This is a genomic window from Streptomyces monomycini (assembly GCF_022271435.1).
In the GTDB taxonomy this organism is placed as follows: domain Bacteria; phylum Actinomycetota; class Actinomycetes; order Streptomycetales; family Streptomycetaceae; genus Streptomyces; species Streptomyces monomycini.
Map to the genome: position 1 here is coordinate 208,611 of NZ_JAFIQY010000009.1, position 24,668 is coordinate 233,278.

At 70.8% G+C, this 24,668-nt stretch carries 23 protein-coding genes and 1 riboswitch; of the genes, 9 read left to right on the top strand and 14 right to left on the bottom strand.

The annotated features are described in order from the left end of the window. Positions 1-179: 179 nt before the first annotated feature. Positions 180-1,130: a MarR family transcriptional regulator gene (locus tag JXZ78_RS14325; protein WP_238783109.1), complete on the top strand. Its 951-nt coding sequence runs from the start codon at positions 180-182 to the stop codon at positions 1,128-1,130. On the opposite strand, the gene JXZ78_RS14330 is transcribed toward JXZ78_RS14325, so the two are convergent. From JXZ78_RS14330 to JXZ78_RS14355, 6 genes are all read right to left on the bottom strand, one after another. Further along, a complete protein-coding gene (locus JXZ78_RS14330) occupies positions 1,028-1,498 on the bottom strand; it encodes a hypothetical protein (RefSeq protein WP_030025115.1) in 471 nt (156 codons plus the stop codon). The two genes, JXZ78_RS14325 and JXZ78_RS14330, sit on opposite strands and share 103 nt — an antisense overlap. Next, positions 1,495-2,631 carry a recombinase family protein gene (locus tag JXZ78_RS14335; RefSeq protein WP_238783100.1) on the bottom strand — a complete coding sequence of 379 codons (1,137 nt, stop codon included), beginning with the start codon at positions 2,629-2,631 and terminating at the stop codon, positions 1,495-1,497. The genes JXZ78_RS14330 and JXZ78_RS14335 overlap by 4 nt, the downstream gene beginning before the upstream one ends. A gap of 177 nt (positions 2,632-2,808) precedes the next feature. Further along, positions 2,809-3,147, bottom strand: coding sequence for a hypothetical protein (locus JXZ78_RS14340; protein WP_050503105.1), 339 nt, complete (start codon positions 3,145-3,147; stop codon positions 2,809-2,811). Between the two features lie 44 nt (positions 3,148-3,191). Next, a complete protein-coding gene (locus tag JXZ78_RS14345) occupies positions 3,192-3,977 on the bottom strand; it encodes an SDR family NAD(P)-dependent oxidoreductase (RefSeq protein ID WP_030025113.1) in 786 nt (261 codons plus the stop codon). Further along, positions 3,974-4,474 (bottom strand): SgcJ/EcaC family oxidoreductase, encoded by a 501-nt coding sequence (locus JXZ78_RS14350; RefSeq protein WP_238783101.1) that lies wholly within the window; start codon positions 4,472-4,474, stop codon positions 3,974-3,976. The genes JXZ78_RS14345 and JXZ78_RS14350 overlap by 4 nt, the downstream gene beginning before the upstream one ends. A gap of 272 nt (positions 4,475-4,746) precedes the next feature. After that, on the bottom strand, positions 4,747-5,196 hold the full coding sequence (locus JXZ78_RS14355; protein ID WP_030025111.1) for an SgcJ/EcaC family oxidoreductase: 450 nt from the start codon (positions 5,194-5,196) through the stop codon (positions 4,747-4,749). 86 nt (positions 5,197-5,282) lie between these two features. Between JXZ78_RS14355 and JXZ78_RS14360 the strand changes: the two genes are divergently transcribed. After that, positions 5,283-5,750 (top strand): MarR family winged helix-turn-helix transcriptional regulator, encoded by a 468-nt coding sequence (locus tag JXZ78_RS14360; RefSeq protein WP_030025110.1) that lies wholly within the window; start codon positions 5,283-5,285, stop codon positions 5,748-5,750. A 175-nt stretch (positions 5,751-5,925) separates the two neighbouring features. Here the strand turns inward: JXZ78_RS14360 and JXZ78_RS14365 are convergent, their stop codons facing one another. Both JXZ78_RS14365 and JXZ78_RS14370 read right to left on the bottom strand, forming a co-directional pair. After that, a complete protein-coding gene (locus JXZ78_RS14365) occupies positions 5,926-8,562 on the bottom strand; it encodes a Tn3 family transposase (protein WP_208870254.1) in 2,637 nt (878 codons plus the stop codon). Next, positions 8,547-8,903 (bottom strand): DUF4158 domain-containing protein, encoded by a 357-nt coding sequence (locus JXZ78_RS14370; protein WP_208870253.1) that lies wholly within the window; start codon positions 8,901-8,903, stop codon positions 8,547-8,549. Before JXZ78_RS14370 ends, JXZ78_RS14365 begins: the two co-directional genes overlap by 16 nt. 289 nt (positions 8,904-9,192) lie before the next feature. On the opposite strand from JXZ78_RS14370, the gene JXZ78_RS14375 reads away from it, so the two are divergent. The 3 genes from JXZ78_RS14375 (at position 9,193) to JXZ78_RS14385 (ending at position 10,190) form a co-directional block, all read left to right on the top strand. Beyond that, positions 9,193-9,426: a S1 RNA-binding domain-containing protein gene (locus JXZ78_RS14375; protein WP_238783102.1), complete on the top strand. Its 234-nt coding sequence runs from the start codon at positions 9,193-9,195 to the stop codon at positions 9,424-9,426. Continuing rightward, the gene (locus JXZ78_RS14380; RefSeq protein WP_050503103.1) at positions 9,420-9,725 is read left to right on the top strand and encodes a S1 RNA-binding domain-containing protein; all 306 of its coding nucleotides are present in this window, start codon (positions 9,420-9,422) and stop codon (positions 9,723-9,725) included. Before JXZ78_RS14375 ends, JXZ78_RS14380 begins: the two co-directional genes overlap by 7 nt. A 297-nt stretch (positions 9,726-10,022) precedes the next feature. Then, positions 10,023-10,190, top strand: coding sequence for a hypothetical protein (locus tag JXZ78_RS14385; RefSeq protein WP_167745497.1), 168 nt, complete (start codon positions 10,023-10,025; stop codon positions 10,188-10,190). Positions 10,191-10,306: 116 nt separating this feature from the next. Here JXZ78_RS14385 and JXZ78_RS14390 read toward each other — a convergent pair whose 3' ends face one another. After that, positions 10,307-11,635: a serine hydrolase domain-containing protein gene (locus JXZ78_RS14390; protein ID WP_078624739.1), complete on the bottom strand. Its 1,329-nt coding sequence runs from the start codon at positions 11,633-11,635 to the stop codon at positions 10,307-10,309. A 324-nt stretch (positions 11,636-11,959) separates the two neighbouring features. On the opposite strand from JXZ78_RS14390, the gene JXZ78_RS14395 reads away from it, so the two are divergent. Continuing rightward, the gene (locus tag JXZ78_RS14395) at positions 11,960-13,084 is read left to right on the top strand and encodes an alpha/beta hydrolase (RefSeq protein ID WP_030025108.1); all 1,125 of its coding nucleotides are present in this window, start codon (positions 11,960-11,962) and stop codon (positions 13,082-13,084) included. A gap of 12 nt (positions 13,085-13,096) precedes the next feature. Here JXZ78_RS14395 and JXZ78_RS14400 read toward each other — a convergent pair whose 3' ends face one another. Continuing rightward, on the bottom strand, positions 13,097-13,780 hold the full coding sequence (locus JXZ78_RS14400; protein WP_238783103.1) for a GNAT family N-acetyltransferase: 684 nt from the start codon (positions 13,778-13,780) through the stop codon (positions 13,097-13,099). A 593-nt stretch (positions 13,781-14,373) separates the two neighbouring features. Here JXZ78_RS14400 and JXZ78_RS14405 point away from each other — a divergent pair. Next, a complete protein-coding gene (locus JXZ78_RS14405; protein ID WP_030025106.1) occupies positions 14,374-14,727 on the top strand; it encodes a hypothetical protein in 354 nt (117 codons plus the stop codon). Between the two features lie 58 nt (positions 14,728-14,785). Here the strand turns inward: JXZ78_RS14405 and JXZ78_RS14410 are convergent, their stop codons facing one another. Continuing rightward, positions 14,786-15,982 carry a C40 family peptidase gene (locus JXZ78_RS14410; RefSeq protein WP_030025105.1) on the bottom strand — a complete coding sequence of 399 codons (1,197 nt, stop codon included), beginning with the start codon at positions 15,980-15,982 and terminating at the stop codon, positions 14,786-14,788. An 8-nt stretch (positions 15,983-15,990) separates the two neighbouring features. Next, a riboswitch (cyclic di-AMP (ydaO/yuaA leader) is annotated at positions 15,991-16,188 on the bottom strand. Positions 16,189-16,508: 320 nt separating this feature from the next. Between JXZ78_RS14410 and pcrA the strand changes: the two genes are divergently transcribed. Then, on the top strand, positions 16,509-18,986 hold the full coding sequence (gene pcrA / locus JXZ78_RS14415) for a DNA helicase PcrA (RefSeq protein ID WP_030025104.1): 2,478 nt from the start codon (positions 16,509-16,511) through the stop codon (positions 18,984-18,986). Between the two features lie 108 nt (positions 18,987-19,094). Here the strand turns inward: pcrA and JXZ78_RS14420 are convergent, their stop codons facing one another. Both JXZ78_RS14420 and JXZ78_RS14425 read right to left on the bottom strand, forming a co-directional pair. Continuing rightward, positions 19,095-20,855 carry a M23 family metallopeptidase gene (locus JXZ78_RS14420; protein WP_030025103.1) on the bottom strand — a complete coding sequence of 587 codons (1,761 nt, stop codon included), beginning with the start codon at positions 20,853-20,855 and terminating at the stop codon, positions 19,095-19,097. 289 nt (positions 20,856-21,144) lie between these two features. Next, complete coding sequence (locus JXZ78_RS14425; protein ID WP_238783104.1) at positions 21,145-22,083, bottom strand: esterase/lipase family protein; 939 nt, start codon at positions 22,081-22,083, stop codon at positions 21,145-21,147. Between the two features lie 426 nt (positions 22,084-22,509). On the opposite strand from JXZ78_RS14425, the gene icmB reads away from it, so the two are divergent. Beyond that, on the top strand, positions 22,510-22,920 hold the full coding sequence (gene icmB / locus JXZ78_RS14430; protein ID WP_030024580.1) for a coenzyme B12-dependent isobutyryl CoA mutase small subunit: 411 nt from the start codon (positions 22,510-22,512) through the stop codon (positions 22,918-22,920). Positions 22,921-22,946: 26 nt separating this feature from the next. Here the strand turns inward: icmB and JXZ78_RS14435 are convergent. Further along, a partial coding sequence (locus tag JXZ78_RS14435) for a DUF5691 domain-containing protein (RefSeq protein WP_238783105.1) occupies positions 22,947-24,668 on the bottom strand: 1,722 nt, incomplete at its 5' end.

The window sequence follows — 24,668 nt, forward strand, 5'->3', positions numbered from 1 at the left end:
ACGCCAAACTTACTACGGCACCCTGCGCGCCCGTACCCCCGCACCCCAACGCCGCCACCGGCTACGGCAAGCGAAGCGCCCCCGACCAGGCACGTCCCCGTAGGGACGACTTCGCCCACCTCCCCGAACGCGAGGCGTACCTCGGCGCCTTCATCGACCGGCTCCCGGACGGCGCCGCGATGGACGTCAAAACGCTCGCCGCCGCGCAACCCCGCTACGGCCAGCAAGCCGTCCGCTCCGCCCTCACCGGTCTCTCCACGGCAGGCCACCTGCGCCGCGTCCAGGAGACCGTCGGCAACGGCCGCTCCCAGTGGGTCTACCGCACGTACTTCACCCGCACCGCCCGCGACGACACCTGGTGGCGCGACTACCTGGCCGTCGACACACCCGCACCACCCCCCGCACCATCTCCCGCGCAGTCGCCCGCACCGTCACCCCCGCCCGCACCGTCAACGTCACCGCCGCCCCCGCCCCCGCCCCCACCTCCACCTGCGACCCCGCCCTCAGAACTGCCGCCGCCCCCGTCCCTTCCGCAGGTTCAACCGGACGAGCGACCGCAGCCTTCCCGTCGCGTGGTACCCGCCGACCCCCGCCCGGCCCCACCGGCCCCCTCCCCGGCGTACGCGGCCCTCGCCACCCTCGGCACCGCCGACCCCCGCATGATGCTCTCCGCCGCCGAATGCGCCGCACTCGAAGGCCGCGCCGCCGAGTGGCTGGCCCGGGGCGTGTCCAGCGTCCACCTCGTCACCGCCCTCACCGCCGGCCTGCCGCCCGAGGTGTACTCCGCAGGCGCCATCGCCCGTAGGCGCCTCACCGACAAACTCCCCCCGCCGCCGCCCCTCCCGCCGCAGGGCGGAACCACCCCCGCCTCAGGCTGCGCCCCGGCCCGCACCCGCTTCCTGGAATGCACCGAGTGCGGTGTGCCGGGCCGCCCGGAAGCCCTCCCCGGCGGTCTCTGCCGCCCCTGCCGAGGCGACTCACCGCCCCCCGACCCGGCCGCCGAACACCTCCGCGCCGAACGCACCCGTCACTTCGCCCACCTCGCCCGCTCCTTCTCGCGTCCGGGCTCGACCCACGACACGATGCAGCGCGTGGGCAGCGGCAAGAACGCGAAGGCGAAGACCACCTGAGCGGCGGGGAGGAAGAACCACGCGTATCCATAGCGGAGGCTGAACAGCAGGGGAGCCATCGGAATCATGAACAACAGGCACGTCAGCACCCGGAATTCGTCCTGCTCCCGCAGCGTCCTGCGAGCCGACAGGCCCACAAGGATGAGCAGCGAAGGCAGCCCGAAGAAGAGGAACGCCCAAACGCCGCCGATCGACATCCGCTCCAGCTGAACCCGCATCTCGGTCGCCTCTCCGACATGCATCGGAAGCGTCACCCATGTGGCCACCCACCCGGCGCAGAAGATCACCACGTACCGCAGCGTGCAGTCCAGCAGCCACCACTCCGCAAGCTCCCGCCGGGCCCCCGGCCGGATCGTTCTGACACTCACCCGGTCACCCCCGATTTGAACGCGTTCACATCGTGATCATCGCAGACGTTCCCCGGTCCCCCCGCCCGGCCCCGCACCGGCCCGCGCCCGGTGTCCTGTGCCGCCGAACCTTGACCCCCCTGGCCGGCCTGTGTGCGCCGCCGAGCGCTCTGGGCCGGCCTGGGAGCCCTAGCCCAGACACCAGGGGCAAGTAACCCGCCGGTAGGTTCAGGGGCGCTCGTTCGCCGCTTCGGGCAGGGCGTTGACGCGGTTCGCGTACTCGCGGCGGGCCTTGCGGGCGCCGGGATCGCTGTGGTGCCGTTGAGCGGCTGGCAACGGTCGAGCAGATCGCGGTGGACCGCGGGCATGGCGGTGATGCGGAGCGTGTAGCCCTGGCCGCGACGTACTTTCTCGCCCTGGTCGATGGCCGCACGCTCGGCGGTGTCCAGTTCGAGCTTGCGGAGGAAGTCGGCGACCTTGCCTGGCATGTCGAGGGTGACCGACGGCTCCGGCGCCAGGGCGGGCTCGTCGGCGGCGACGTGCTCGGGCAGGAGGTCGGCGACGGCCGTACGGATCGCGCCGCGGCTGACGGCGTGTTCGCGGGCCAGTGCGGCGATGGTTCGGCCGTCGAGGTAGGCGGCGCGTACGGCGGCGACGGCTTCGCCGGCGAGGGCCGGGCGGCGGCCGCCCTTGTTGCCCTTGGCCTCGGCGGCGCGCAGTCCGTCGTAGGTCAGTTCGCGCTGCAGGTCGCGCTGGAGCTCGCCGGCGGCGGCGAGGGTCTGGACCATGAACTTCACGGTGGACAGCAGCTCGCGGGTGCGCGGGTGGCGGGCGGTGAGGTCCATGGCGGAGAACGCGCCGTCGTGGATGCGCAGCGCGAGCCGGTCGCGGTGCAGGACGTCGAGCACGTCGAGGATGTGCTGGTTGCCGCGCACGAGACGGAACATCTCGGAGACGTGCACGACGTCGCCCGGCCGCGCGTACGTCAGCAGCTCGCCGAACTTCGGGCGCTGCAGCGGGTGGAGGCGGCTGGAGGTGCCGGCCTCCTCCTCGAAGATGACGGGGTCCTCGATGCCGGCCTCGGCCAGGACGAGGTCTTGCCGGGCGGTCGACTGCTGGTCTGTCGAGACCCGCTTGTAGCCCAGGTTTGCCACCGAAGGCCCCGTGCGTGATGAGGATCGGAGGCCTATCTGTCGCCAAAACCTGTCATCAATCACCAATGGATCTCATTGGGTCGGTACCGCCCCGAGGCCCGGAAATTCGGGGTTCATTGGACACACGCGGCAGGTGTCGTCGTTCGATCGTCTGCCGACACTTCGCCGACGCCGCGATCAGCGGCGCGACGGTGCGGGCATCGCCGCCAGCAGGGTGTCGAGTTCGGTCTGCATGGCGTGCGGGAAGCCGATGAAGAACTTGTTGACCAGGGGGACGGCCCAGCGTGCCTTGCCGGCGATGTTGTAGACCCGCAGGGTCACTCGGGTGCCCCGGCGCTCGGGCTGCAGCGCGTACTCCTGGCGGGCCCACCAGGAGCCCTGTGCGCCGACGTGTGTGTCCGACTCATCGACGGCGACGTAGCCGTCGGAGAACTTGGCCACCAACGTTCGTCGTACCTGTGCGGGCGGTAGTTCCACATATCCGGTGGCCTCGGCCAGCATCTTGCGGTTGTTCATGAGGCTTGTCCCTTCGGGTGTGCATGGATGTGCGTTACAGATGGTCATGTGCGCTCTGTCGCGTGAGGCGGCGGTGGCGTGCTGGAGGTGCGGCCGTTGCCGAGCATCCGCTGGAGCGGTCTGCGCGGCATGGTTCGGGTTACAGCGGCGAACACGGTGTTCTTCGTGCCGGAGATGACGGTGGGACGATGGCGGCGCTCCAGGGCTGCCACGGCGGTGGCCGCTACCTGCTCGGGGGTTTGCACCATGCCGGCCGGCACCTGATCGCCCGTATGTGGCTGGGACTTCGTGGCCGTCATGCCAGGACACAGCCCCATCACATAGACCCCGCGCGGCCGTTGCTCGGCCCACAGCGACTCGGAGAACGAGGCCACGAACGCCTTGGTGGCGCTGTAGACGCTCAGCTGCGGCATGGGCGCGAACGCGAGCGTGGAGGCCACATTGATCAAGGCATCGCCCGATCGGGCACCACCGAGGAAGGCGTGCGCCAAGGTCACCAGGGCATCGCAGTTCAGCCGGATCATGGATATGGCCTGCTCCGCCGACACTTCGGCGAACGGTCCGGCAGTGGCCGCGCCCGCGTTGTTGACCAGCAGGTCGTAGCGGGTGTTCTGCAGCGCCTGCCGTACGCGGTGGCATCCCGCTTCGGTAGCCAGGTCCGCGGCAAGTGCGTGGTGCCTCGGACCGAGCTCACCAGCCAGCGCGTCCAGGCGTTCCTGGCTGCGGGCCACCGCGGTGATGGTGTATCCGTTCGCGGCGAGCCGGCGTGCCAACGCCCTTCCGATGCCCTCGCTGGCGCCGGTCACCAGCGCCCTGCGCGGTCCGGTCATCGTTCGGCCTGCGGCTTGGTGTCGGGCGAGAAGATGAAGGAGATGCGTTCCATGACGGGCTTGCGCTGGGTGTTGTGGAAGGCTGCCACCCGCCACTGCTCGTCTGCGTCACGCACCAGCGTGTAGGTCTGGACCTTGGACAGCTCGTCCGGCTTGTCGCCGGTGTAGTCGTCGCCGCGGCCGGTGATCACGGCCGTGTCCGGGGTGAGGAAGCGGACGTCGAGGTAGGTGTCGGCGAGCTTGCTGCATTCGAGGAAGTCGTCGAAGAGGGCCGCGTGGGAGTCGGTGATGTCCTTGCGGCCTTCGTAATGGCTGCCGACGAAGGTGGTGTAGGTGGCGTCCTTGGTGAACTGCTTGCCGTAGGCGTCGGCGTCGTTGCGGTCCCATGCCTCGATGAGGGAGTCCATGACGGCGCAGACGGCGGCATGGTCTTGGTGCGTGGCGTGACTGCCGGTGGGCGTGACTTTCGTGCAGTCCGCCTGGCCGGTTTCGTGCACATCCGAGGTGGTCTTGGCCAGAGGTAGCCGCCTCCTGCGGCCACGGCCACGGTCAGCGCCGAGATGCCCAGCGCTCGCTTGAGGCGCCGTCGGCGCGGCCGGGATGAGGGCGTGGGGGAGATGGTGTCGTGGGCGGGCGTGGCTATGTGTTCAGTGGTCATGGGGGTGCTCGCTTAGCTTTCTGTGGGTTGGTTTTGCCTGGTCGACGGTGTATTCGGAACACCGCCGGGCCGCCTTGCGGCTGTCCGGCCGGTTCCTGTGCGCAGCCGGGATTACCTCTGCGCGGCCGGGATCAGGCCGGGCGCGGTCTTGAAGGAGATCGCCTCCATCAGCGGTTTGCGCTTGGTGTTCTGGAACGCCGCGATGCGCCACTGGCCGTCCGCCTGGCGGACCAGCGTGTAGGTCTGGACCTTGGAGAGCTTCTCCGGGTGCTTGCCCTTGTAGGTGTCGCCGCGGCCGGTCGCCACGGCGACACCCGGTGCCGGGAAGCGGACGTCGAGGATCTCGTCCGCCAGCCGGGTGCCCTTGAGGTACTTCGCGAAGAGGACGCGATGGCTGTCGGCTATGTCCTGGCGGCCCTGGTAGTAGGTGCCGACGAAGGTGACGTAGGTCGCGTCATCGGTGAAGGGCGCCGCGTAGGCGTCGGCGTCGTGGCGGCGCCAGGCGTCGATGAGCGAGTCGATGACGTCGGTGACGGCCTGTCGGTCCTGTGCGGTGGTCATGGCGTCTCCCTGGTAGGCTGAATTTATCTGCACGGAGTAAGTATCTGCATGTGTGCAGGTATGACTGTAAGAGATGGATGGGAAACGTGGCAAACCGCGAAAATCCTCGCGAAGGGGAGATCTATCGCGCCTACCTGGACGCGGTGGGCCTGCACAGCATCGCCGCAGCCACAGCCGCCGGACTGCAGGCCACGGAGTGGTACGCACTGAGCCAGCTGACGTTTGCCGACGGGCTCACCTCTGGGCAGCTGTCGGAGCGCACCGGCCTGACGACGGGAGCGACCACCCGCCTGATCGATCGCCTGGAACGCGCCGGCTATGTGCGCCGGACCCCCGACGCCGCAGATCGCCGCAAGGTCATCGTCAAGCCGGTAGCCGAGGCCCTGGGCGGCATCGCCCGCCTGGTCGCACCCGCCCGCCGCACCATCGCCGCGGTCCTCGACCGCTACACCCCGGAGCAGCGGGCAGTGCTGTTCGACTACTTCGAGCACGCCGCCCCGGCCTTCCGCGAAGCCACCGAGCAGATCCGAGCTGGGAACGTCACGCCATCCTGACACCGCCCATCAGTGCCATATCAGCGAGTTCCGCAGCGACGCCGCCCCGAGAGAATCCGTGGGCCTCGCGCTACGTGCGCGTCGGGGACGGCGGATCAGTCCACTGCCGACAATCTGCACCTCAAGACCGGTGATCGCCTGCTCGGTGAAGCAGCCTCGCTGCTCAACGCCTCGGTCATCGCGCCTTCGTGGGCGATCGGTCGGCGGCATCCGCCGGGGTGCGCGGACGGGGCACCGTGAGGCCCAGGTCGAGGCGCTTGTCCATATCGAGGTGGAAGGTGCCGTACGGATTGACGTTCGACCAGAACGGCGCGGTCAGGCCGCGCCGGTCCTCATCGCTCAGCTTCTTTGCCCAGGCCGGCTCGTCCAGGACCTGCTGCACCAGCAGCGTGTTGACGTGGACGAGCGCGGACTGCAGCAGGTGCAGGGCGAGCATCGAGGTCTCGGCGTGTTCCCGGTCCGGGCCGGTCAGCGCGCCGTCCTTGCCGTAATGGAACACGGTGTTCGCGCTGTTCCAGTTCTCCACGACCTGCAGCCCGCCGTGGATCTCGCGGCGCAGTTCGGGGCTGGCAAGGTAGTCGCAAGCGAAGATCGTGCGCACAGCGCGGCCCAGCTCTTCCAGGGCGGCATAGGTGGGGTGCTTGGGGCCGCCGCGGGTGAACCGTCGCAGGACCTGCTCGGCCTCCGCCGTGCCGAGGCGGAGCGCGGTGGCGTACTTGACCATTTGGTCGTACTGCTGGGCGATCAGCTCCCACTTGATGGGCCGGGTGAGCGAGGCGCCGAGGGCCGGCCAGCCCGGCGGGCAGTCGTCCGGGCGGTACAGGCGGATACTGCCGATGTTCTTCAACCGGGGCAGCAGCCGGAAGTTCAGCAGCTCCGTGAACGCGAAGCCGACCACGCTCGCGTCATGGGTGTCGACGTAGTTGGCTTCGATCTCGGCGTCCGTGCAGTGCCGTAGCAGGCCCTCGATCATCGCCGCGACCTCGGACGACGAACAGCTCTTGAGCTGGGAGTAGATGCAGACGTTCTTCTTCTCGACGTGCCAGTAGATCATCACGCCGTTGCCGCCGTAGCGGGCGTGGTACTCGGTCATGAAGTTCGAGGACCAGGACCCGAACTTCTTCGAGTCCGACGCGCATGCCGTGCCCTGCCCCCACCACGCCGCGTCGCGGGCGGCGAAGGTGGTGTTGACCAGCTTCGTCACCGCGGCGCGCAGGTTGCCGACGGTGATGAAGTAGCGGCGCACGTGCCGCAGCGCCGCCTCCGTTTCGCCGTGCTCGCCGGTCGCCACGATCGCGTGGATGCCCATGTTCGTGCCCAGCGCGAACAGCGCCAGCAGCAGCCGGCGCTGCAGCGTCGCGCGGTCGATGCGCTCGTACGCGGCGATAGAGGCGAACTCGTCGGTGAAGCCGGTCATGAAGTCGGCGTTCTTCAGCACGTCCAGCAGATCCAGGACGCCCCAGCGGCGGACGACCTCCTCTTTCAGCGCCTCCAGGCCGGTCGGCTCGGGCAGCTTGTCCAGCTTTGGCACGGTGATCCACGGCTCGCCCTTGCGGGTGGTGACCTTCATCCCGCCCGCGGAGCCGTCGGCGAGCGCGGTGGAGAGCCGGTCCAGGCCGGCGGTCATCCGCTGCTTGAGGTCGGCGATGAACTCCTCGGGGTCCAGCGGCTGGCGGATCGCCGCGTAGTGCACGGCGCGGGTGGCCTCGAAGTCGCCGGGCAGATCGTCCTCCGGATCGCCCCAGCGCTGCCCGCCCTGGACATAGATCTCCCGGCGGGGGATCGCGTCCCGCAGCGGCACCAGCACACACAGCTCGTACGGGATCCGCTCGACGCGGCCGCGCTCGTCCACCACGGCCTCGTGCCAGTCCCGCCGTACGACGCCGTCCATCGGCACCGTCTCGCCGGCTTCGTAGAAGCGGGTCTTGCCGTCGACCTCGGCGTACTTCGCCGGCAGCGCGAGCGCGTTCATCACCGGCCGGTAGGCGGTGTTGTGGCAGCGGAAGCCCAGTGTCGCGAGCAGCGGCGGCAGCATCTTGCGGTAGTACGAGCTGTAGGACGAGCGCAGCGTGGTGCGGACCTTGGCCTTGAACACCTTCTCGTTCGCCTTGGCCTCCGCGACCAGGTCGCGCAGCGTCTTCTCCCCGACCACCGGGAACAGCGCCCGTCGTACCACCTCGTCCGGCTTGCCGATCGCGGCGTCGGCGAGCTTGAACAGGATGCCTTCCTTGCCGCGGACCTTCTTCAGCTCCGCCGTCAGCTGCCGCTCCACCCGCCGCTCGGCACGGGCGTTGATCTTCTGCACCAGGGCGATCAGCAGCTCCACCAGCGCGTCGGTGATCTCCGCCTTGCGGGAGGAGCACAAGGCCGCGAGCAGCGTGATCCGTACGTCCTCCGCGGTGTCGCGGAAATCCGAGGGATACATCTTGATCGCCCGCGCCCGCCAGGCGGCCAGCAGCTTCTCCGAACAGTCCGCGAACAGCCCGTCCGGCAGCGCGAGCTCCCGAACGGCCGTCAGCTTGGTGATCTCCGTCAGCAGCGAGTCCAGCCCCACCGCACCCGGATCGCGCTTGAGCGCGGCCAACAGCGTGGCGCCCTCGTCGTTTTCCTGTGCCACCAGCGCCAGCAGGCGGCCGCCGCAGGTGGGCCCCAGGCGCTCGATCGTCCTGGTGCAGAACTCCTTCTCCCACCGGCCGCGCGCGGCGACCAGGATCTTCTCGACCCGGCTCGGGCCCGGCGGCTCAATCTTCCGGGACCGGTACTCCACCAGCAGCGCCTCCCGCTGCCGCTCCTCCATCAACTCACCGGGCACACATCCGCCGCCAGCCAGGCCGTCAGCGTCTCCTCGTCCGCCAAGGTCGCCGGCCGGAAGCCGAGCGCTTCACGGATCTGCTTGCGGTGCCGCTTCGCCCCCGCCAGGTCGTACTTCGCCAGCTCGCCCGCCGGCACCTTCACCAGCCCGGCGACGTACTCCACCGCCGCCTGCGGGAACTCCTCGACGAACTCCGGGAAGCGGCCCTCGACGTCGAAGAACTTCAGCATCAGGCCAAAGCCCAACCGAGTCGGGCCGGACTTGTTCGCCACCAAGTCCCAGTCGCCATCCACCAGGGTCCAGCACGCCACCACGTCTTCCGGCGACCACTCCTGTCGCACGCCCGCCCCTTCGCCGTCGACAATCCAGGCGTTCACCCAGACGGCCCAACGAGCCGCCCGGCGCCCGGCACCGGCGAATCCGAGCCGAAGAACCCTACCGGCGAGTTACTTGCCCCCTGGTGTCTGGGCTAGGACACCAGGGCCGATTTCTCAGCAGGAAGCGTCGATGTGCCGGACGGGGCATCCATCCGAGCTGTTTGAAGTCGGCCAGAAGATCGATGCCGAAGAGATCGGGCATTGGTGCGGAGGTCAGCTGCAACTCTCAGCCAGGGCGTGCGAGATACCGGCCTTGCGAGCGTTCCTCCTCACGCTCGAACGAGGGCAGGTCGTCACCGGAACGGTCTCCGGGGTGCACAACTTCGGGGTCTTCGTGCACGCCGACGGCGAACCGGACGGCCTGTGCACCGGCTTCGTCCGGGTGCCCGGGTGCCCGGGTGTCTGGGTGCCGGAACTGACGGGGGGCGGGATCGACCTCCCCTCCGAGGCAGTCGAAGCCGGCCAGCGGATCACCGCTGAGTGCTGATCACGGTGACGCGCGCCGGACAGGTCGCGCTCTCCTTGAAGGCTCCTCAGGAAGATCCGCTCAATCGGCTCGCGGATCAGGTCGGCCGGGTCCTCACCGGGCCGGTCGTCAAGATCGTTTCTTTTGGCGTGGCCGTGCGGCTCGCTCCCGACGTCGAGGGATTCCTTCCTCTCTTCGAGTTGACCGACCAGCCGGCCGAGACCCCGGATCAGCTGGCCGAGGAAGGCCAACTGATCACTGTGAAGGTCGCCGAGGCCGATCTCCAGCGTCACCGGGCGCGACTGGACCGGCCCCACTGACGGAGCGGACAGAACCTGGCGAACTGGTTCCGGGGAGGGAGAGCCCGCGCCCGGTCCTGTACGGGCCCCGCGCCCGGTCCTGTACGGGCCCCGCGGCCGGTCCTGTACCGGCCCGTCCGTCCCCGTACCGGCCCCCGCGCCCGTCCTCATACGGGCCCCGCGCCCGTCCCCGACCGGGGTGCTGGCCACACCCCGGTCGGGGTGTTGGCCCCATCGTCGGCGCGGTCTCCGTCCGGAAGAGTCGAAGCCGTACCGCCTCACCGTCACGCTCATCGCCACCGCCACGGAGGAACCCCCATGAAGGCCCTGCTCTGGCTGCTGCTCGCCGTCTGCCTGCTGGCCAACGTGTTCGTCAACATGATGGTCGAGGACGGTGTGAAACAGATCCTGCTGAGCGTGGCCTGCGGCGTCGGCGCGCTCAGCGCGGGCACCGGCCTGTGGCTGAGCCGCGAGCGCCGCGCCTGACCGGGCTCCCCGGCCCGTCACCCCGGCCCCAGCCCCTCGCCCCGGCCCCTTCGCCCCGGCCCCTGGCCCGAGCCCCTCGCCCCGGCCGATGTGCCTGCGGCGGCCCTTGGCCCTGCCTAGCCCTCCGTCCCCTTGGAGGGAGTGCCGCACAGGGCCTGGCCTATGTGCATGGCCTTGGCGTCGTCTATCGGGCCCAGTATCTCGGTGCCGTCCGCCTTTATGCCGTAGTAGCGCACCAGGTTCGTGCCGAGGGACACCTGCCGCCGGCCGTCCGGGCTGGAGAGGGAGTCGGTCGCTGCGCCCGAGACCAGGCCGTTGTGGCCCCAGAACCGGCCGCAGGTCGCATCCAGTGAGAAGATGCCGAGCCCGTACCGGAGCCGGGGACTCTCCGTCGGCACCGTGGTCTGCATCTCGCGCAGCTCCGCCGGGCCCAGCAGCTTGCCGGTCAGCAGGGCCCGGAAGAAGTGGTTGAGGTCGTCCATCGTCGAGACCAGCGAGCCGGCCGTACCGGCCCAGGACATGTCGTGGACGCTGAAGTCACGCGGCGGGTCGAACTCCCCGTTCAGGCCCTCGTACATCTTGGAGTGCGGTCCGGCGATCCAGGGTGAGGTCGGGAAGTAGGTGTTCTGGAGTCCGGCCCTGTGGATGACGTGGTCGGTGATGTATCTCTCCGGCGTCTGGCCGGTGACCTTGTGGAGCAGCAACCCGGCTATCACGTAGTTGGTGTTGGCGTAGTGATGGGTTTCGCCTGGCTTGCCGGTCGGTGTCGCTGCCAGGCCCAGCCTGGCCAGCTCGCGCGGGTCCCACCGGTGGAAACGCTGCCTCTCCAGGTCCTCCGGCTTCTGCCAGATGGCGTAGCCGTAATCGGCGATGCCGCTGGTGTGGTTGAGCAGCATCCGTACCGTGATCGCCTGGCCGCGTGCCCCGGGGACGAGGCCGGGCAGGTAGCGGCCGATCGGCGCGTCCAGGTCTATGCGGCCCTTCCCGGCCAGCTGGAGCACGGCGGTGGCGGTGAACGTCTTGGTGATACTGCCTATGCGGTGCTGGAGCTGCGGCGTCGTCGGGCGGCCGGTCCGTACGTCGGCGACGCCGGAGGCGCCCTGCCAGGACGCGTCACCGTCCCGGACGGCGGAGTAGGCGCCGTACATGCCTACGTCGTGCAGATTTCGTAAGGTGCGGTCCAGAGCCTCGCGGTCCAGAGCATTGCGGTCCAGCGTCGTGCGGTCCGAGCCGGTGTGGTGCGGCGGGGCCGGCACTGCGGGAGGAGTGGGCGCGGTGACGAGGGTGGGTAAGGCGGCCGCGGCGGGCGTGGGGCGTGGTGGGGTGGCCGTCCCGACGGCCGAGGCGGGGAGGGCCGGTGCGAGCAGGGCCAGTGCGGCGGCCGTGGTGGTGGCCGCCAGTCTCAACCGTCGGCGGCTGGGGCGGGCCGGAGGGTGCAGGGGCATGGTGATCTCCGTCTGGTCGTGACCGGGGGGCTCCGGCGAGCCCCTGCCGGTGTTCGGACCGCCGGGTTTCCGGCTTGTCTGCGATCTTCCCGGCCGCAACGCCCCCGCACATCTGTCTTTAGTACTGCATCGCCCACACGTTCGTATGACGGTTGTCAGGTTTATCCCGCGCGGACACCCGTCTGCCGAGGTGTGCAAAGAAGGTTCCAAGGGGGGCAACCGAGCGCTGTCGGATGACCATCTAATCTTGCGGAGAGGCTCGCTGCCGACGGCAGGGCCAGAACCATGCCCACGCCGCACCGTCCCCTGGAAGCGAGATCCCCGATGAGTCTGACGGGTACGCCCTTCTTCCTCACTGCGATCGCGCTGCTGGTCGTCGCCGTCGTGCTGCCGTTCGCGCTGTGGAGCCGCGTCCGTGGTCCCCAGTTCGTACGGGGTCTGGCGCGCCTGGGCATGCTGCTGTTCGCCCAGGCCACCGCGATCACGCTGGTGTTCGTCGCCGTCAACAACGCCAACAGCCTCTACGACAACTGGGACGACCTGCTCGGCACGTCCGACCACGTCGAAGCCGCCAAGGACCTCGGACCGGACGGACTGGGCGGGCTGAAGCTGAAGGACGAGCCCAAGCAGCGGGTGGCGTTCGGGCCGCCGAAGGACTCGGTGGTCGGCCCGGGCGTCCAGGAGGGCGAGTTCAAGGGGCGGATCTCGGGTGTGAGCGGCGAGGTGTACGTGTGGCTGCCGCCGCAGTACGACGACCCGGCGTACCGGGACAAGAAGTTCCCCGTCGTGCAGATGCTGCCCGGCTTCCCCGGCTCCGCCAAGTCCTGGATGGGCACGCTCAAGGCGCCCGAGCAGCTGAAGTCGCTGATGGAACGGGGCAAGATCAAGCCCTTCATCCTCGTCTCGCCGCGCACCACCCTCCTGGGCAGCGTGGACACCGGCTGCGTGAACATACCGGGCAAGGCGAACGCCGACAGCTGGCTCAGTGTCGACGTGCGCCAGATGGTGATCGACAACTTCCGGGCCGAGGACAAGGCCGAATCCTGGGCGCTGGCGGGCTACTCGGCGGGCGCGCACTGCGCCACCAAGCTCGCGCTGGCCCACCCCGACCGTTACCGCGCCGCCGTCAGCCTCTCCGGCTTCAACGACCCGAAGCTGGAGCCCGCCTCCCTGGCCGGCAAGGACCCCAAGCTCCGCGTCGAGAGCAACCCGGTCACCATCCTCAAGTCCGCCAACAAGGCGGGCAAGCCGCCGCGTACCGCGCTCTACGTCTCCGGCGCGTCCGGGGACGGCTACGAGGCCGGGCTCGCCCTCAAGCAGCTCGCCCAGAACCCGACCACGGTCAAGGTGAAGCTGATCCCGCCGGGCGCGGGCGGCCACGGCACGGCCGTGTGGAAGAACCAGATACCGGAGGTCTTCCGGTGGCTCAGCGGTGTGGTCACGTCCTGACGCAGGACGTGATCACGTCCCGGCGGGCGGCGGGGCGGCACCGGGCCCGCTGCCAGGCGGTGGCGGGATGCGGGCGGCCGTGACCGGGGCGTGCAGCCGCCAGCCCAGCGAGCGGTAGAGGGCCCGGCCTTCCGGGCTGGCCACCAGAAGGCCGTGGGCCGCGCCCAGTGCGACGGCGTGCGCGGAGAGCGCGTTCATGACGAGGCCGCCCAGACCGCGGCGGCGGTGCCCCGCACTGGTGTTGATCATGTCGTATATCGCGGCCGGAGGCGTCCCGGCGTCGGTGACCGCGGCCCGGCCCCGGGCTGCCAGGTCGCCGGTCGCGGTGTGCAGGACGCGGCAGTCGATGATGCCGTTGCCGTCCTTGTCGACCGTTTCGACCGTGTAGCCGCCCGGGGCGCGGGGGCGGCGGGCCGAGGGCTCGCCGGGGGCGGCCAGCGTGACGGACATCAGGAACTGCGGCTCGTCGAACTCCCAGCCCGACGGCAGTACGGGGGCGACCACCGCGCGCGGGGCGCAGACCTTGACCCACAGGTTGGGGGCGGTGATCGAGGCGGTGAGGCTCCGCAGGACGTCCGGGTCCGCGACGGGGAAGACGTAACGGCCCGGCTGGCCCGGGCGGCCGATCTCGACGTGGAAGCCGCCTCGCGTGGCGACGGGGGCGGCGGTGCCGCGGCAGCGCGTCCAGCCGTGCACCCAGACCCGGACGAGATCCGGGAGGTGGGGTGGGAGAGGCGCGGGGGAGGCGAGGGAGGGGAGGGGTGAACCGGTCGTATCTATAGGGGGGTTGTCTATAGGGAGGTTCATGCGGCCGATCTTAAGACGGGACGCTGCGCGGCGCCTGTACATCACCGTCCCGGCCGTTCGAACGCCGTACGTTCCGGCTGATCCGGCCGACTGCGCGCCGTACGTTCCGGCCCCGTACGCACATGGTGTCCCGGCTGGGTCAGGCGGCGGCCCGTAACAGGGGGAGCGGGCCGCCGCCCTTCCTCTCGGCGGGGACGGCCGACGACCGCCGGGGCGGAATCCGGCGGCGGTGGGGAGTCGGCCGCCTGATGAAGGACGCTAAACCTCGGGGCCCCGGAAAGGCGGCCGGTTGCCGGGTATTGCTCGTTTTCGGTCCGACGATGGGCGCCGGTGTCCGGGTCCGTACCGCCTCGGGGCGGGCTGAGTGCGGGCTGTGACCGGAACGTCAGATCGGAACGCCGGACCGGAACGCCGGACCGGAACGCCAGGAGAGGCGGACCTGAGTGAGGAGCGGCGCGAGGCCAGGGCTACGATCCACCACTATGGACGTAGTAACCAAGGTCTTCGTGGGTCTGCACATCATCGGCATCGCCTCGCTGCTCGGCGGCTTCCTGACCCAGATGAAGCCGATGAGCGCGGGCACCGCCCGCTTCACGCCGGCCATGCTGCACGGCGCGCTGACGATGCTGGTGACCGGCATCGCCCTGGTCGGCCTCAACCAGGCCCAGGACCACTCGCTCGACAACGTCAAGCTCGGCGTCAAGCTCGGCGTACTGATCGTGATCCTGGGCCTGGTCTACGTGAAGCGCGACGAGGAGAAGGTGGACAAGCCCCTCTTCCTGGCCGTCGGGCTGCTGACGATGGTCAACATCTTCATCGCCCTGCTGTGGACGTGAGCGACGGCTGACGAGGGCCTGCCAGGGGCCGTGGGGCGCGTGCCCCGCGGCCCTCTTCTCATGCCGGTCGGACGCTCCCGTAGATCGGCATGTAGTAGATCGACTCGACCCGTACGCTCGCGCCGGGCTTCGGCGCGTGGATCATCTTGCCGTCGCCGATGTACATCCCGACGTGGCTGATGTCGTCGTAGAAGAACACCAGGTCACCCGGCTTCAGGTCCTTGGTCGCCACCCGGTCGCCGGCCTTCACCTGGTCCCAGGTGGTGCGCGGCAGGGACACCCCCGCCGCCTTCCAGGCCGCCTGCGTCAGGCCGGAGCAGTCGTAGGAGTTCGGGCCGGTCGCGCCCCAGACGTACGGCTTGCCGGTCTGCGCGCGGGCGAACGCGAGCGCCTTGGCGGCCTTGGTCGCGTACGTACCGTCGTCCACCGAGCCACCCCCGGTCCCGCGGCCGGAGCCCTCGCCGGTACCGCTGCCCGGCGACCCGGAACCGGTGCCCTGACCAGGACCGTCGTGCCGCTCGCGGTCCGCCCGCTCCTTGCGCTCCTTCTCGGCCTGCTTGCGCGCCAGCTCTTCGGCCTTGCGCTTGGCCTCGGCCTCCTTCTTGCGCTCCAGCTCCGCCAGCCGCGCCTTCTCCTGGGCGGTCAGCCGCGACAGCAGCTGCCGGGCCTCGGCCAGCTTGTCCTGGACGTCCTTCTTGGACTCCTTCAGGGACGCCTGGGTCTCGGTCAGCCGCTCCAGGCTCCGCGTCGCCTCGGCGCGCTGCCGTACGGCGGCGGCCTGCTGCTCCTGGTAGTCGGTGACGGCCTGCTGCTGCCGGCCGGTCAGCCGGTCCATGAGGTGGCTGCGGTCGGCGAACTGCTGCGGGTTCTGCGCGAGGAGCAGCTGGGCGGTGGGGCTCAGGCCGCCGGTGCGGTACTGGGCCGAGGCGTAGACGCCCAGCTCACGCCGCGCGTCGTTCATCTTCTGGGTGCGCCGGGCGGACTCGTCCAGCAGCCGGTCGACGGTGCCGCGCTGCTGGTCGGCCTGCTCCTTGGCGCCGTTGTACTTCTGGGTCGCCACCTCGGCCTGGCGGTAGAGGTCGTCGACCTTCTGCCTGACCTCTTCGACGGACTGCCGGGGCTGACGCGGCGCGGCCTCGGCGGTCTGCGAGAGCAGGGTGACGGAGGCGAGGGCGGCGGTGGTGAGCCCGGCGGCCGTACGGCGGCTGCCGGGGGTGGTGAGTATGCGGGTGCGCGGCTTGCGGTGCGACGCCAAGGCCGGCGACTCCTTCCGTGGACCGCCTACCGGGTTAGCTGTCGGGTTCGGGCGCGTCGGAAGGTTTGCCCTACGGTCCGTACGGCTGCGGGAGCGGCTTCGGAGGTGCACTCCGCTCCGTCTCCCGCCGTGTGCCGTACCGGCCGATTCACCCCGGTGGTACGTGTGGGTCCCCGGCTCCGGGTGCCTGGCGGCAGGGCCGGACTCGGCGGGGGCGGCCCGTGCGGACGCTGTCGGCCGCGGGGACGCGGGCTGCCCGAGCGAGCACGGTAGCCAACCCGTGTGGCTCCTGTGAAGGCTGATGTTCGATATGCCCGAAACCTTTTCGTTATCTTGTCGAGTCCGGGGCGTGTTCTGAGTCACTTGTGACCGTACGGGGACGGTGGCTGTCGTACCCGTCCGGTACGGGGGCGGTGGCCGGCCGTGACCGTCCGCTGCGGGGCCGGGGCGGGGCGGGCCACCTCACACGGCCGGTTTTGCCGGTACGGGCCGGGCTGTCAGTGCGGCGGCCTAGACTCGGTGGGCGATGAGCAGCCTCTTTGACGACAGCTTCCTGGCGGACCTCGAACCCACGGGTGAAGGGCCCCCGCCGCCTCCCGAGGACGAGGACGGTCCGGCACCGGAGGAGATCCCGGCCGACCTGTTCGGCGGGCGCTTCGACGTGCCCGGCGGCATCCCGCACGCCGTCGGCCCGGGCCGCGACCCGTACTACCGCGACGGCGCCCCCCGCCCCGCGGTGGATCCGGCCGCCCTCCTGGAGGGGCTCAACGACCAGCAGAAGGCCGCCGTGACCCACACCGGCGGCCCGCTGCTCATCGTCGCCGGCGCCGGCTCCGGCAAGACCCGCGTCCTGACGCACCGCATCGCGCATCTGCTCGGCGCGCGCGGTGTGCACCCGGGCGAGATCCTCGCGATCACCTTCACCAACAAGGCCGCGGGCGAGATGAAGGAGCGCGTCGAGGAGCTGGTCGGCCCGCGGGCGAACGCCATGTGGGTCTCCACCTTCCACAGCGCGTGCGTGCGCATCCTGCGCCGCGAGTCCAAGAAGCTGGGCTTCACCTCGTCCTTCTCGATCTACGACGCGGCCGACTCCAAGCGCCTGATGGCCCTGGTCTGCCGGGACCTGGACCTCGACCCCAAGCGGTTCCCGCCCAAGTCCTTCAGCGCCAAGGTCTCCAACCTCAAGAACGAGCTCATCGACGAGGAGACCTTCGCCCAGCAGGCCGCCGACGGGTTCGAGAAGTCGGTCGCCGAGGCGTACGCGATGTACCAGGCCCGGCTGCGCGAGGCCAACGCCCTGGACTTCGACGACATCATCATGACCACGGTCAACCTCCTCCAGGCGTTCCCGGATGTCGCCGACCACTACCGCCGCCGCTTCCGGCACGTCCTCGTGGACGAGTACCAGGACACCAACCACGCCCAGTACACCCTGGTCCGGGAGCTGGTGGGACCGGCCGAGACCGCCGGTGAGCTGTGCGTGGTCGGTGACGCCGACCAGTCGATCTACGCCTTCCGCGGCGCCACGATCCGCAACATCCTCCAGTTCGAGGAGGACTATCCGGACGCCACGACGATCATGCTGGAGCAGAACTACCGCTCCTCGCAGACGATCCTCAGCGCCGCCAACGCCGTCATCGAGCGCAACGAGAACCGCCGCCCCAAGAACCTGTGGACGGACGCCGGCGAAGGCCCCCGCATCACCGGCTACGTCGCCGACACCGAGCACGACGAGGCCCAGTTCGTCGCCGACGAGATCGACCGGCTGACGGACGCGGGCGACGCCAAGGCGGGCGACGTCGCGGTGTTCTACCGCACCAACGCCCAGTCCCGTGTCTTCGAAGAGATCTTCATCCGGGTCGGCCTGCCCTACAAGGTCGTCGGCGGCGTGCGCTTCTACGAGCGCAAGGAGGTCCGCGACGTCCTCGCGTACCTGCGCGTCCTGAGCAACCCCGAGGACACCGTCCCGCTGCGCCGCATCCTGAACGTGCCCAAGCGCGGCATCGGCGACCGCGCCGAAGCCATGATCGACGCGCTCTCCGCCCGCGAGAAGATCACCTTCCCGCAGGCGCTGCGGCGCGTCGACGAGGCGTACGGCATGGCCGCGCGCTCCGCCAACGCCGTCAAGCGCTTCAACACGCTCATGGAAGAGCTGCGCACCATCGTCGAGTCCGGCGCGGGCCCCGCCACCGTCCTGGAAGCGGTCCTGGAGCGTACGGGCTACCTCGCCGAGCTGCAGGCCTCCACCGACCCGCAGGACGAGACCCGCATCGAGAACCTCCAGGAACTGGCCGCCGTCGCCCTGGAATTCGAGCAGGACCGCGGCGAGGAGAACCCGGGCACCCTCTCCGACTTCCTGGAGCAGGTCGCGCTGGTCGCCGACTCCGACCAGATCCCCGACGAGGACGAGGAAGGCTCCGGCGTCATCACCCTGATGACGCTGCACACCGCCAAGGGCCTGGAGTTCCCCACCGTCTTCCTGACCGGCATGGAGGACGGCGTCTTCCCGCACATGCGCGCCCTCGGCCAGACCAAGGAACTGGAGGAGGAGCGGCGCCTGGCGTACGTGGGCATCACCCGCGCCCGCGAGCGGCTCTACGTGACCCGCGCGACGATGCGCAGCGCCTGGGGCCAGCCGTCGTACAACCCGCAGTCCCGCTTCCTGGAGGAGGTCCCGGAGCAGTACCTCGACTGGCGGCGCACCGGGCCCGCGACGCCCTCCGCCTCGATGGGCGCGATGTCGGGCACGGGCGGCGGGGGCTTCGGCTCCGGGCTGTCCTCCTCGCGCACGAAGGCCGGGCCGAGCGGCTTCGCGACCCGGCGCGCCAAGGACCGCGAGGTGGTCTCGCTGGCGGTCGGCGACCGCGTCACGCACGACAGCTTCGGGCTGGGCTCGGTCGTCGCGGTCAAGGGCAGCGGCGACAACGCGGAGGCGACGATCGACTTCGGCGGCGAGAAGCCGAAGCGGCTGCTGCTGCGGTACGCGCCGGTGGAGAAGCTCTGAGGCTCTGACGGGGCTGTCCGGCGCTCCGGGGCCGTCCGGCGCTCCGGGGCCGTCCGGCGCTCCGGGGCCGTCCGGCGTCCCGGAGCGGGACGCCGGACGGTCAGCCGGTCAGTTCGGGTTGAGGCCGTGGCTGCGCAGCCACGGCAGCGGGTCGACGGCCGAGCCGCCGCCGGGGCGCACCTCGAAGTGCAGATGCGGTCCCGTGGAGTTGCCGGAGTCGCCCGAGTAGGCGATCTGGTCCCCGGCCTTGACCTTGCCCGACCGGATCTTCGTGGTGCTCAGGTGGCAGTACCAGGTCTCGGTGCCGTCCGCGGCGGTCACGATCGCCATGTTGCCGTAAGCGACGTTGAACTGGGTGCGTACGGTGCCGTCGGTGGCGGCCATGACGGGCGTGCCGTAGTCGACCGGGAAGTCGATACCGGTGTGTACGGACATCCAGTTCAGGCCGGCCTGCCCGTACAGCGCGCTCAGCCCGTGCTGCGCGACCGGCAGCGCGAACTTGGGGCGCATGGCCTCCTTGCGCGCCGCCTCCTGGATCTTGCGCTGCTTCTCGGCGGCCTGCCGGGCCTTGAGGTCGATGCGCTCCTGCGTACGGCTGGCGCGGTTGGCGAAGTCGTCGGCGCCCGCGCTCAGGCTGGCGAGCTGGGTGTCGAGCTTGTTGTTGGCCACGGCCGGCTGTACGGCCGGCTCCCCGGCTGCCCGGGCCGTCGTGTTGTCCTTGGCGCCGTTCTCCGCACCGCTGGTGACGGAGGCGGCGGCCACGGCGCACACGCCCATCGCGGCGACCGAGGGCACCGCGACGGTGAGCAGCGCGGAACGCTTCGCGGTACGGCGGCGGCCGCGGCCGGACGTACCGCCGCCCGGTGCGGCCCGGCGTGAGCGGGAGGCGCGTGCGCCGGGGACGGAAGCGGGGGAGACGGCGGCGGAGGCGGCGGGGTTGTCGTCGGGCGTGATGTCGGCGGCGTCCGTGGGCATGCCGTCGGGGCCGTGGAGGTCGTCCGGGCCGTCGACGGGCTCGCCGTCGTCGACAGGCTTGAGGCCGTCGAAGTCCGGGCCAATGGCCGGGGTGGTCTGGGTGAGAGCCTCGGCGAATCGGTTGTCCGCGGGGTCGGCGGCGGAAAACGCCTCGTATCCGCCGTAAGCGGACGTGTACTGATCGTTTGTGTTCGCGTACGCATCGGAACCGTAAGGCTCGGAACCGTAAGGCTGCCCGGGGTCGTACGGATCGTTCCCGGTCCGGCCCAGGCCCGGAATGCCCGGTCCGGCCCACGTCATGGTCTCCCACTGGGAGCTGGCGTCGGCGCCGTACGGAACACCCGGCTCCGGCGGGCCCGCCTGGGCGGGGATGCCGGGAATCAGGCCTTCGCCGACGACGCCCCAGACCGCGGTGGCCTCGTAGCCGTCGGGCCCGGCCGGGGCCTCGGCTCGATAGCCGCCGGTGTCGTACGCGGCGTCGTAGGAGGTGTCGTGGGTGGTGCCGTACGCGGTGTCGTACGCGGTGTGGGAGTACGGGTCGTAGGCCGCGTCCGGGTGGGGGCCGGTGGCCTGGGCGCCGGAGTTGAACGTTCCGGTGTCATAGGTGCCCGCGGGGTGGGTACCCGGGTCGTAGCCGCCGTTCTGGGCATCGGCGGGGTACGCGGCGTACGCGTCGGTCCCGTACGCGGCGGTGCCGTACGGCGCGGCGTCGTGCGCACCGGTGGCCTGGTGGCCGGGGAGCGCGCCGAAATACGGGTCGCCGCCGCCGTATGCGGCATGGCCAGCCTGGGTGTCCTGGTGTCCGTAGGACCCGTAGGCCGGGTAGTGCGCATACGAGGCGTCGGGAGAGGGGACAGCCGGAGCGGGGGACTCCGGCGAGTGACGGTCGTTCACCACCACTTCTCTTTCGCCTCGGCAGCAGGAGAATTAGCGGCGACTGTACCCGGCAGTACGTGACGGCGACAATCTTCGGCAGGTTTCGGGCTTCTCGGCAACGGGCATTTGGCCGCCTTTCGGCGGACACTATGCGCGTTCTTGGCGCCGCGTTCGAAGCGCGTTCGAGGTGGTGTGGGGCTGCTGGTGTGCGCGCCAGAAGATCGAATGGGCGGACGCGACCTTGGAAAGTGCCCGCGGCGAAGATCCGCCCGAGGCGGCGGCGGGCGGCGGCCGGGCTCCGTGGAGGTCAGGCCACCGACGTGGCGCTCGCGCTCTCCTCCGCGACCTCCTCGGCGCCGAGCGCCTCCCGTATTCCGGCCGCCACCGCGCCGTTGACCGGGAGCGCGAGATGCCCGACGCCGGATACCCGCACGCTGCGGGTGATCAAATCCCGGTGATCGATACGCGCGGTCTCGACCGGGACCATCAGCTGGTCCAAGTCGCTCCAGAAGCAGACGAAATGCGTACGGCAATTCGGGGCGGGCCGCGCCAACTCCTCGATCACGTCGGAATGCGGGCGCATCTGCCGTATGAGGGGGTGGGCCGACATCAGCGGCGCGACGCGGGTGCCGCCGTGCGGCGTACCGAGAGTGACCAGGGTGCGCACGCGGAGGTCACCGCCGAGGCGCTGGGCGTAGTAGCGCGCTATCAGACCGCCGAGGCTGTGCCCCACCAGATCGACCCTGCTGTGGCCGGTGCGCTCGCAGATCTGCTCGACGTGACGGCCCAGCAGCTCGGCCGCTTTGCGCAGGTCGCAGGTGAGCGGGGAGTAGTTGAGCGCTTCCACGTGGCGCCAGCCGTGCCGCAGCAGTGAGCGGCGGAGCAGCACGAACACCGAACGGTTGTCGATGAAGCCGTGCAGCAGGAGCACCGGCGGATGGGCGCGGCCCTCTGTGGGCAGCAGGGGGGCTCGGGGAGAAGGGGAGGGGGAGGGGACGGGGGAAAGGGCCGGGACGGGGGAGGGGGCGGGGGCGATCTCCGGGTCGGTGGTGGGGACGGGCCCGGGGCCGGCGTCGGGCCCGGGCCCGGGGTCCGGGGGCGTGCCGGGGAGGGCTCTGTGCTGTTCCTGCTGGATGCCGGTCGGGTACAGCAGAAGATGCCCGACGAGGATCGCCAGCTCCATCACCGTCGCGCGCAGCAGCGCGGTGGGGCGGGCCAGACAGCAGAGAAAGGGCAAGGCCTTCATGGCCGACCTCCCGAATGGCACGCGGGAGACGACTCTGTCCCCCGTAGCCCGTCGTGGGCAGCCGCTTCCGGCAACGTACAAGTACGTGAACGAGCTGCTGCCCGGGCGTACGGATACGAAGACGGATGCGTTCAACGGCCGGGCCTCCGTGCCGTGCGGCTGACGGCGCGGAGGCGCGGCGACCTCACTGCGGCTCCCCGTGCGTCCGCCCCGCCGGTGAACCACCGCGGAACGCAACGCGTAGCGAACGTGTCCCAACGTGTGATTTCCCCCTCCCTCCGTGTTACGAAACGGCCGGGTACGGGATGCTGGCGATAACGTTCGTTCACGCTTGGGGCGGCCGGCGCGGCCGCCATTCGGATGTCGGTCCGGCGGCCCTGCCCCGTGCAGGAGCCGTGTCGTGCCGTGCAGGGCTGGGAGGCAGTGATGGGTGTGCAGGGTCCGATCCGCGTGGTGGTGGCCAAGCCGGGACTCGACGGTCATGACCGGGGAGCCAAGGTCATCGCGCGGGCGCTGCGCGACGCCGGCATGGAGGTCATCTACACGGGGCTGCACCAGACCCCGGAGCAGGTCGTGGACACCGCGATCCAGGAGGACGCCGACGCGATCGGCCTGTCCATCCTGTCCGGTGCGCACAACACCTTGTTCGCCAAGGTCATAGAGCTGCTCAAGGAGCGGGACGCGGCGGACATCAAGGTGTTCGGCGGCGGGATCATCCCGGAGGCGGACATCGCGCCCCTCAAGGAGCTGGGCGTCGCGGAGATCTTCACGCCCGGAGCGACGACCACGTCGATCGTGGAGTGGGTCCGCGCCAACGTCCGCCAGCTGGCAGCCTGACGCGACACCGACCGGGCGGGGCGGCGTCACGGGGCCAGCTCCGCCCGCATCGTGGCGCGCAGCCGTAGCGTGCCCACCAGGCGCTGGAACGCCTCGGACCAGTAGCCGACCGCACCGGGGGAGCCGTCCGCCGGCTCGTCCGTCAGCGTCGTGAGCATGGCGAGCCGGTCCGCGGCGTCCGGATCCAGACAGCGCTCGGCCAGGCCCATCACGCCGCTGAAACTCCACGGATAACTGCCCCCGTCCCGGGCGATGTCCAGCGCGTCCACCACCGCCCGCCCCAGCGGCTCGGTCCACGGCACCGCGCACACCCCGAGCATCCGGAACGCGTCGGACAAGCCGTGGGCCGCTATGTACTCCGCGACCCACCGGGCCCGTTCGTCCTCGGGCAGCACCGTCAGCAGCCGTGCCAGGTCACGTGACGAACCGGCCGGGCTGTCGGGGGAGGCGTAGCCGGACGTGGTGGTGGTTGTGGCGGTGGCGGTGGCGGTGGTTGTTGTGGTTGTGGTTGTGGTTGTAGCGGTGGCCGGGGGGCCGAGCAGGGCCCGTGTCCAGGCCACGTCGCGCTGGCGTACGGCGGCCCGGCACCAGGCGTCGTGCAACTCGGTACGCCAGCCGTCCGCCACCGGAAGGGCGACGATCTCCGCAGGCTCCCGGCCGCCCAGCCACCCGCTCCAGCACTCCAACGGCGCGGCCTCCAGCAGCTGGCTCAGCCACCAGGCCCGTTCGCCCCGGCCGCTCGGTGGCCTGGGCACCACGCCGTCGCGCTGCATCGCCGCGTCGCACGCACGCGGGGCCTGGACGGCGAGCGCCCAGGCGCCGTCGGTACCCGTGGTTTCCGTACGGGGCGGGTGCGTCGCGTGTCCGGCGGTGTCGGTCGGGTTCGGGCTGGTTGGGCCCGTGTTGGTTGAAGCCGTGTTGGTTGGGTCCGTGTTGGTCGGGTCCGTGTTGGTCGGGTCCGTGCCGGGCGGGGCCGCGCCGGAGGGTTCCGTGCCGGAGGGTTCCGTGCCGGACGGGCGTGTGCCGGACGGGCCCGTGCCGGTCGGGTCCGCGACGCCCTCCGTGCGGACGAGGGAGACGCAGGCGCGGGCCCGGTCCGCCATACGGGCGGCGAGCGCGGTGCCGGGCAGGGCCGACAGCAACTCGGCGGCCGTCCCGCGGACATTGCGGCTGCGGTCGGACAGCGCCTGCTCCAGGAACGGCTCGTCGGCCATAGACAGGCCCTCCCGCAGCGAGTCGAGGAACATCAGCCGGTCCTCGGCGCGCTCGCTCGGCCAGGTGGTGGCCAGAAGGGCGAGCCCGGCCGCCGGGGCACGGCGGCGCAGCGCCGCCAGCAGGGAGACCCGCTCCGCGAACAGCCCCTCCTCCCACAGCGTGTGGACGGCCTCCGGCTCGTCGGTGCCGGGCAGCGCGGCCGTGCTCCCGACGCCGCGCAGCGCGAACTTCCACTCGTCGTTGAGCCGCGCCAGCCACAGGGCCCGCGGCCCGGCGAAGGCCAGTGCGGCCGCGCGCAGGTCCGTCCGCGCGCGGGCCGCGTCGAGCAGCGCGGGCAGCAGCGCCTCGGGGGCGCGGTAGCCGTACTGGGCGGCCGTGGCCAGCCACTGCGGAAGCAGCTCGGTGAGGTCGGGTGCCGTGCCGCGGCGGTGGCCGCCGCCGGTGCCGGTCCGGTCGGCAAGCAGCAGTGCGAGCCGGTGCCGCGCGGCCGGCGGCAGCGGCGGCCGCGGGTCGGCCGGCGCCGGTACGGGGCG